This is a genomic window from Anaerotruncus sp. DFI.9.16 (assembly GCF_024461615.1).
GTDB lineage: Bacteria > Bacillota > Clostridia > Oscillospirales > Ruminococcaceae > Anaerotruncus > Anaerotruncus massiliensis.
Window position 1 is genome coordinate 1 of record NZ_JANFZX010000089.1, and the last position, 6,967, is coordinate 6,967.

Annotated in this window: 4 protein-coding genes; 3 read left to right on the forward strand and 1 reads right to left on the reverse strand. The window is 63.1% G+C overall.

Annotated elements, in window-relative coordinates; translation table 11 throughout:
- Positions 1 to 498: 498 nt before the first annotated feature.
- Positions 499 to 2,490, reverse strand: coding sequence for a DnaB-like helicase C-terminal domain-containing protein (locus NE609_RS16415; protein ID WP_256153134.1), 1,992 nt, complete (start codon positions 2,488 to 2,490; stop codon positions 499 to 501).
- Between the two features lie 301 nt (positions 2,491 to 2,791).
- Between NE609_RS16415 and NE609_RS16420 the strand changes: the two genes are divergently transcribed.
- From NE609_RS16420 to rmuC, 3 genes are all read left to right on the forward strand, one after another.
- Entirely contained in the window at positions 2,792 to 3,604 is an 813-nt protein-coding gene (locus tag NE609_RS16420; RefSeq protein ID WP_158595715.1) for a ParA family protein, read from the forward strand.
- 130 nt (positions 3,605 to 3,734) lie between these two features.
- Positions 3,735 to 4,187 (forward strand): hypothetical protein, encoded by a 453-nt coding sequence (locus NE609_RS16425; RefSeq protein WP_256153135.1) that lies wholly within the window; start codon positions 3,735 to 3,737, stop codon positions 4,185 to 4,187.
- Between the two features lie 1,240 nt (positions 4,188 to 5,427).
- Positions 5,428 to 6,762, forward strand: coding sequence for a DNA recombination protein RmuC (gene rmuC, locus NE609_RS16430; protein WP_256153136.1), 1,335 nt, complete (start codon positions 5,428 to 5,430; stop codon positions 6,760 to 6,762).
- The last annotated feature ends 205 nt before the right edge of the window (positions 6,763 to 6,967 follow it).

Here is a 6,967-nt window from a genome sequence, read left to right on the forward strand (position 1 = left end):
CAGCAGCCAGAACGACCGCCAGTAACTTTTTCATCGGTAAATCTCCTCCTAAATTTTGAATTTCAGTTTTAACACAGGAAACACTCTCCAGCCATTTCCCTGTTGAATCCTAGTATAGAGCAGGCAGGAGGAAAAGTCAAGCAATTTTGTAACCAATTTGTAACTTCTATCTCTAAAATGTTACCGAATTGTAATTTCTGTGCAGCCATTATACCTTATGTATTGAAATCGAGGAAAAAACAGGCGGCCGCCCGCAGGGGCGGCCGCTCATGCGTGCAGAAAATCAGGGGGTGGCCCATGGAGGGGGGCGTCCCGCCCCCCTCCATGAAGCGCGCCGGACGGGCGTCGCCGCGAAGCGGCGCTCCGACGCGAAGCGTCGGGCAGTCCCGCCCTTCCTTAACGTCACTTTGGTCGGGGAGCCAAAGTGACGCGCGCTCCCCTTCCTTAACGTCACTTTGGTCGGGGAGCCAAAGTGACGCGCGCTCCCCTTCCTTAACGTCACTTTGGTCGGGGGCCAAAGTGACGCGCGCTCCCTTCGCCGAAATAGCTGAACTTCGCGTTGTAGGCGTACTCGATCTTCGCGTAGGGCACGCCGTTGCGGTTCTTGAGCATGACGAGCTCGACGGCGCGCGGGCTGCGCGCCTTGGCGGCGTTCACGTCGAAGCCCTGCTCCCCCGCCCCGGCCAGCTGGAGCCCGAAGAGCACGTCGGACGAGTACTCGACCGCGCCCGACTCCTTGAACGCCTCCATCGACACGGCGTTGCGGTAGTTTTCGCGGTTGAAGCTGCTGACCGCGAAGACGGGGATGTCGAAGTCGCGGCTGATCCGTTTGAGCTCGACGACCGCACGGTCGGTGTTCTGCTTGTCGGTGGCGCGCGGATCGGAGGGCTTCAAAATTTGCAGGTAGTCGACAAAGACGACCGGGCGACGGCCCCGCAGGCGGATGTGCTCGCGCACTGCCGCGCGCACCTCCTGCACGCCGATATCCATGAGCCCCTCCTTATAATAGAGGCGCTCCCCCGTCTTTTTATACGCCTCCACAGCGGCGGAAAGCAGCGCGGCGCGCCGCTCGTCCATGCCGAGGTCGAGCCGCAGCACCTGCCGCGCCGTAAACGCGTCGCTCCGCTCGGCGGACGGGTCGAGCCGGTAGCTGATGCGGGAGATGCTCTTGGCCATCAGCTCGAGCTTGGACATCTCGAGGGAAAAATAGAGCACGTCGGAGCCCGCCGCCGCGATGCTGTCGGCGATCTGGAGCAGATAGGAGGTCTTGCCGAGGGAGGAGATCGCCCCAATAATATAGAGCCCCGCGTAAAGCCCCCCGTCAAGCAGGTCGTCGAGCGCGGGAAAGCCGGTCGGCACCGCGCTGCGGCTCGCCCGTTTGACCGACAGGTCGAGCAGCTCCCCCACGGCGGAGGCGGCGTTTTTCCGCTCGTATTCATACCGGTCGGCGTTGGCCGCCGCGTCAAGCGCGGCGTGCAGCGCGTCGGGGTCGCGCAGGAGCAGCTCGTTCGCGTCCTTGGCCCCCTCCGGCCACTCCACCGCGCCGCAGGAGATCCCCAATTCCGCCAGCCCCTCCCGGACCGCCGCGTTCATCCGCCTGCCCGCCTCGTCGTTGTCCCCCGCCGCGAAGAAGGTGTAGGAGTTGGCGGCGGCGGGGTTCGCCGCGCAGAGCGAGAGGAATTTGCGGGTGTTGCCCGCGCCGCAGAGCGCAAGCGCCTGGTAGCCGCACGCCTCCACCGACAGCGCGTCGAAGATCGCCTCGGTGATGAAGAGGGCCCTCCCCTCCCCTTCCCCGGCGAGATGGTCCCCGCCAAAAAGCTCCATCGCGCCCGGGCTGTTCTTATAGCGCGGCTTCGTCTCCTCCCGCAGGGCGCGCGCGCAGTAGCAGGCCCAGCGCCCGCCCGCCCTCACCGGCATCCAGGCGCGCTCCCCGTCCTGCCAGAGGCTGTATTTTTCGCAGAGCCGCTGCGGGATGCCCCGCGCCGCAAAATACGCCCCGCCCGCGCCGTACCTGCGCAGCCCCTCCTCCACCAGCGCGCCGTAGTCGGCGGGCGGTTCGGCGGGCTCCTCCGGGGCCGGGGGGGAGATCCGGGCCGCGGGCGTGAGCGCCCGGAGGGGCGCGGCGCCCGCGGGGGCGGCGTCGGCGCGCGCCCCCGCGCGGGGCGCCGGGGACGCCGCCGGGTCCCGGCCGAAGTCCTCCGGAAAGGGCACGCCGAAGAGCTCGCACGCCTTCTTCACCTGGCGCGGGAAGCTGTCGCAGTCGGGATAGTCCATGCGGATCACGTCGAAGAGGTCGTAGGTCGCCCCGCAGCCGAAGCAGTGGAGCTTTTTCGTCTTGGGATAGTAGGACATGCTGGGCGTGGAGTCGCTGTGCTGCGGATTGATGCAGCGGATGAGCTTTTTGCCGCGCCCCACCACCATCCGCTTCTGAGCCATGTATTCGGGCAGGTATCCGCGCAGTTCGTCGAGCAGCCGGTCGTTCTGATTCATCATGATTCCCCCATTTTCCCTTCCAGTTTACCACAGGCGCCGCGCGTCCGCAAGGCTTGTATATTCGCTAATCTATTAGAAACTCTATTCATCCAATAGATTTTATATTATAGAATGCATTCGTTTATGCATTTTATAATCCATAATCAAATCAATTCTATCTGATGTTAACGATGATATTCACAAATGTAATTTTTCATAGATGCTTGCATCTCTTCACGAATGTGTGCTATAATGTATGCATCAATCGAATCGCAAATCTGTTCGCGCATCGAATCGCGAATCTACGGGAGGCTTCCTCATGGGAAAGATCATCACCTTCGGGACCCTCAAGGGCGGCGTCGGCAAAACGATGCTCTGCTTCAACATCGGCGGCATCCTCTCCCAGCTCGGCTACCGCGTGCTGGTCATCGATTCCGACCTGCAGGGCAACCTCACCAACAATATGGGCATCGACCGCACCCAGCCCGACCTGCTCACCACCTACGACGTCTACAACCTCGAGGAGGCGCAGCCCGAGCCGGACCAGCTCGTCATCAAAAGCCCCATCGACCGCCTGCCGCTGCTCGACATGATCGCCGGGTCGATCTTTCTGCACAAGTCGGAGCTCAAGATCGCGTCGGTCGCCGGGCGGGAGCAGATCCTCTCGAACTATTTGAGCGACCACAAAGCATTTTTCGACCAATACGACTACATCCTCATCGACACCAACCCCAGCATGTCGATCGTCAATCAGAACGCCTTCCTGGCGTCCGACGCCATCCTGCTCGTGAGCGACGTTTCGATGAACGCGATCGAGGGCGCGCAGCTCTTCATCGCGCTGTGGGAGGAGGCCCGCAAACGCCTGCGCCGGGAGGACAACATCAAGGGCTTCATCGTCAACGACTTCGACAGCCGCAACAAGCTCTCCGCCGACTACCTCGAATACCTGCGCACCTCGCCCGACACCGAGGACCTGCGCCCCATCCTCTTCGAGACGGTCATCCCGCGCAACGTCCGCATTACCGAGAGCGAGCTGGCCGCCGTGCCGATCTCGATCTACGACCTGCGCTCCAAGGGCTGCGACGCGATCGCGTCCCTTGTCGACGAAATGCTCGCGCGCGGCGTGTTATAATCGTCCTTGCACGCGAGGTTCTATTCGCGCATATATAAGCGAATAGAACTTCTAATAGAAAATCGATGCAGCGGGGAATCCCGGGAAAACGCGCCCGGAGGGAATAATCCCCGGCAGGGAGGTCATACTCATGGCAAACAAGTTTACCAAGAGCGTTTTGGAACGTCAGGCGAAGGAGATGCGGCAGCATCCGGCCCGCGCGGCGAAGCCCGCCGGGGGAGGGGAGACCCCCGCACAGGAAGCGCCGGCGGCGGCGCCCGCCGCGCAGGAGACCCCGCAGACGGCGCCCGCCGCAATCCCTGCGGAGCAGCCGGAGGCGGCAGCGGCTCCCGCGCCCAAAGCGGCGGAACCGCCCGCCGAGCAGCCCGCGCCCCGCGCGCGCGCCGCCAGGCAACCCAGGCCCGCCGCGCCGCCCGTCGACCTGACCGAATTCATCGTGCGGGACGAGGGGCGCATGGCGAAGAACAAAACCTTCTACCTCGACGCCGCCGTCATCGACGCGCTGCACCGCGCGGCGGTCGCCCAGAAGGTGACCGACAGCAAGCTGGTCAACGACATCCTGCGGAAGATTCTGGGGCTTTAGCCTGTAAAGCCGAACGGCTGTACAGCGTTTCCGGTGCCCCGCACGGTCCCCGCTCACCGAAACTGGGTACCGTCGCTTCTTTCATCCCGCGTTTATCCGCGTTTTTCTTCTGATCTCTCGTGATTTCTCCCATTTTCCATGCGGTCCGTTTTTCCTGCCGAACAGGGGCCTGTCCATAAAATTACATCCGGTAATTTTACGGGAAATGATACTATCCGAAAGTGGGTACCGTCTGCTTTTCCATTTGAAATGGTGCGCCGATCTCTCCGGATTCCTTCCGTTTTCTCCGGTTTTTATGGCGTTCTGTTTTTGGGAAATGAGCGTCCGGAGGATGTAAAGGAATTCCCTTGCGTATAATCTCCGGGCCACGCGGCGGAAGGTACGCAGTTTTGGGAGACTCCCCGAAAACGGGTACCGTTTGGGGGACTTTGGCGAGTGCGGACCGCTCACAAGGGTGCCCGGCTCACCGAAACTGGGTACCTTCCGGGATATGAACCCGTGTTTATCCCGCGTTTTCTCCCCGATCCTCCGGATTCCTCCCGATTTCACCGCCGCCCGAAAATGGTACGCAGTTTTCCCCAAAACCCCGCAATCCGCGCAAAATCCCGGGTTTACGGCAATCCGCGGGTCCGGACGGACCGTCCCTGTTGGGGAAGGGGAGGGGAGGCTCACCGAAACTGGGTACCATTCCTCCCGGAATTCGAATGATCTCCCGGATGCTCCGGTTTCTGCGCCCGGACGGACGATTTCGTCCATATTCCTGATCTTTCAGCCGGCGCCCCATCCGCACCTCTATTATATCACGCGCGCGCACGGGGCGGACTCACCGGAACTGCCCACGCCGCCATCCGGATCGGGGCACCTCGCTAGCCGAAACTGTCCACGGTACTACCCGAAACCGGCAACCCCGTTTTGGAGGGCACGTTCCCGCGAACGCCCGTCCGAAGAGGAAAAATCCGGGGTCCTTTTCAACCGGAATCTGGCTGTAGGTACTGTAGGTACTGTAAGTACTGTATTGGAAAGCGGGAGGGGCTGCCGCCTAAAAGGCGGCCCCTCCCGTTTCTCTGCCGGGGAAAGGGAAGGGACAGGCGCAAAATGTTTCGGAAGCGAACGGGAAGCCCTTTTCGGGGGAAGAAAAACATGCTATAATATCCTCTGATTGGAACAGCGTTTTCTGCGGCCCGCCGGCGGCGGGCGCATTTTTTGACCGAACCGGGACCGTCCGGTAAAGGGGGATATCATGGACCAGGTTTTATTGTGGGCCGCCGCGCTCTTTGCGGCGGGCGCGTGCGCCGCGGCAATCGTCGCCGCGGTCATGGCGGCGAAATACCGCCGGAGGGAAGAGGGGCTCGGCCCCATGCGGGAGGAGCTCGACCGGCTGCGCGGCGTGCTCATCGAGGAGTCGCGCCAGTCGCGGCAGGAGAGCGCGCAGAACATCACCCGTTCGGTGAACGCGCTCGGGCAGGCGCTGGCGAGCAACCAGCAGCAGATGTCCCGCGAACTGGGGATGCGGCAGGACAGCCTGCAAAAGACGGTCGCGGAGCTCATGCGCAGCGTGGACGCGCGGTTCCAGAGCTTCACCACCCAGAGCGGCGAACAGCTCTCGGGCATCCGCACGACGGTGGAGAACAGGCTCTCCTCCCTCCAGGAGGACAACGCCAAAAAGCTCGAGGAGATGCGCAAGACGGTCGATGAAAAGCTCGAGCAGACGCTCGAAAGCCGCATCGGCCAGTCCTTCAAGTTGGTGAGCGAGCGGCTCGAGCAGGTCTATAAGGGCCTCGGCGAGATGCAGACCCTTGCCTCGGGCGTGGGCGATCTCAAGAAGGTGCTCTCCAACGTCAAGACGCGCGGCGTGCTCGGGGAGGTCCAGCTCGGCGCGATCCTTGAGCAGATCCTTTCGCCCGACCAGTACAAGACCAATTTCTCCACCCGCCGCGACAGCCGCAATCCCGTCGAATACGCGGTCGTGCTGCCGGGGGACGGGGAGGAGCCCGTCTACCTGCCGATCGACGCCAAGTTCCCGGCGGACGCCTATGTCCGCCTGACCGACGCCTACGAGCAGGGCGACCCCGCCGAGATCACCGCCGCGTCGGCGGCGCTTGCCGCGCGGGTCAAATCCTTCGCGCGGGACATCCGCGACAAATACCTCGACCCGCCCCGCACCACCGATTTCGCCGTCATGTTCCTGCCCTTCGAGGGGCTTTACGCGCAGGTGCTCCAGCTCGGCCTGCTTGAGCCGCTCCAGCGCGACTATAAGGTGAGCGTCGCCGGCCCGACCACAATGGCCGCCCTGCTCAACAGCCTTCAGATGGGCTTCCGGACCCTCGCAATCCAGAAGCGGTCGGGGGAGGTCTGGCAGGTGCTCGGCGCGGTCAAGACCGAGTTTGAGCGGTTCGGCGACGTGCTCGGCGCCGCCCAGCAGCGGCTCGAACAGGCCAACAGCGAACTGGACAAGCTCGTCGGCGTGCGCACCCGCGCCATCCAGCGCCGTCTCGCGCAGGTCAGCGCGCTGCCCGATTCCGCCGCAGCCGCCCTGCTGGAGGAGGGGGAAGCCCCCTCCGGGGAGCCGTTATAGATTTGCCGCTCAATGAGCGGCGGAGCTTTTTATCGCCCTCCTCCGGAGGGCTAAGGGGAGCCGCCTTCGGCGGCGGAGATTTGCCGGGTCCCGCCCCGGCGGGCGGCCCTATTTCTTGGCCGCCCAAGAAATAGGGGAAAGAAACCGCAGGGGGCTGCGCCCCCTTGACCCCCGCGCCGCCTCCGGTTGGCCTTCGGCCAAAGTC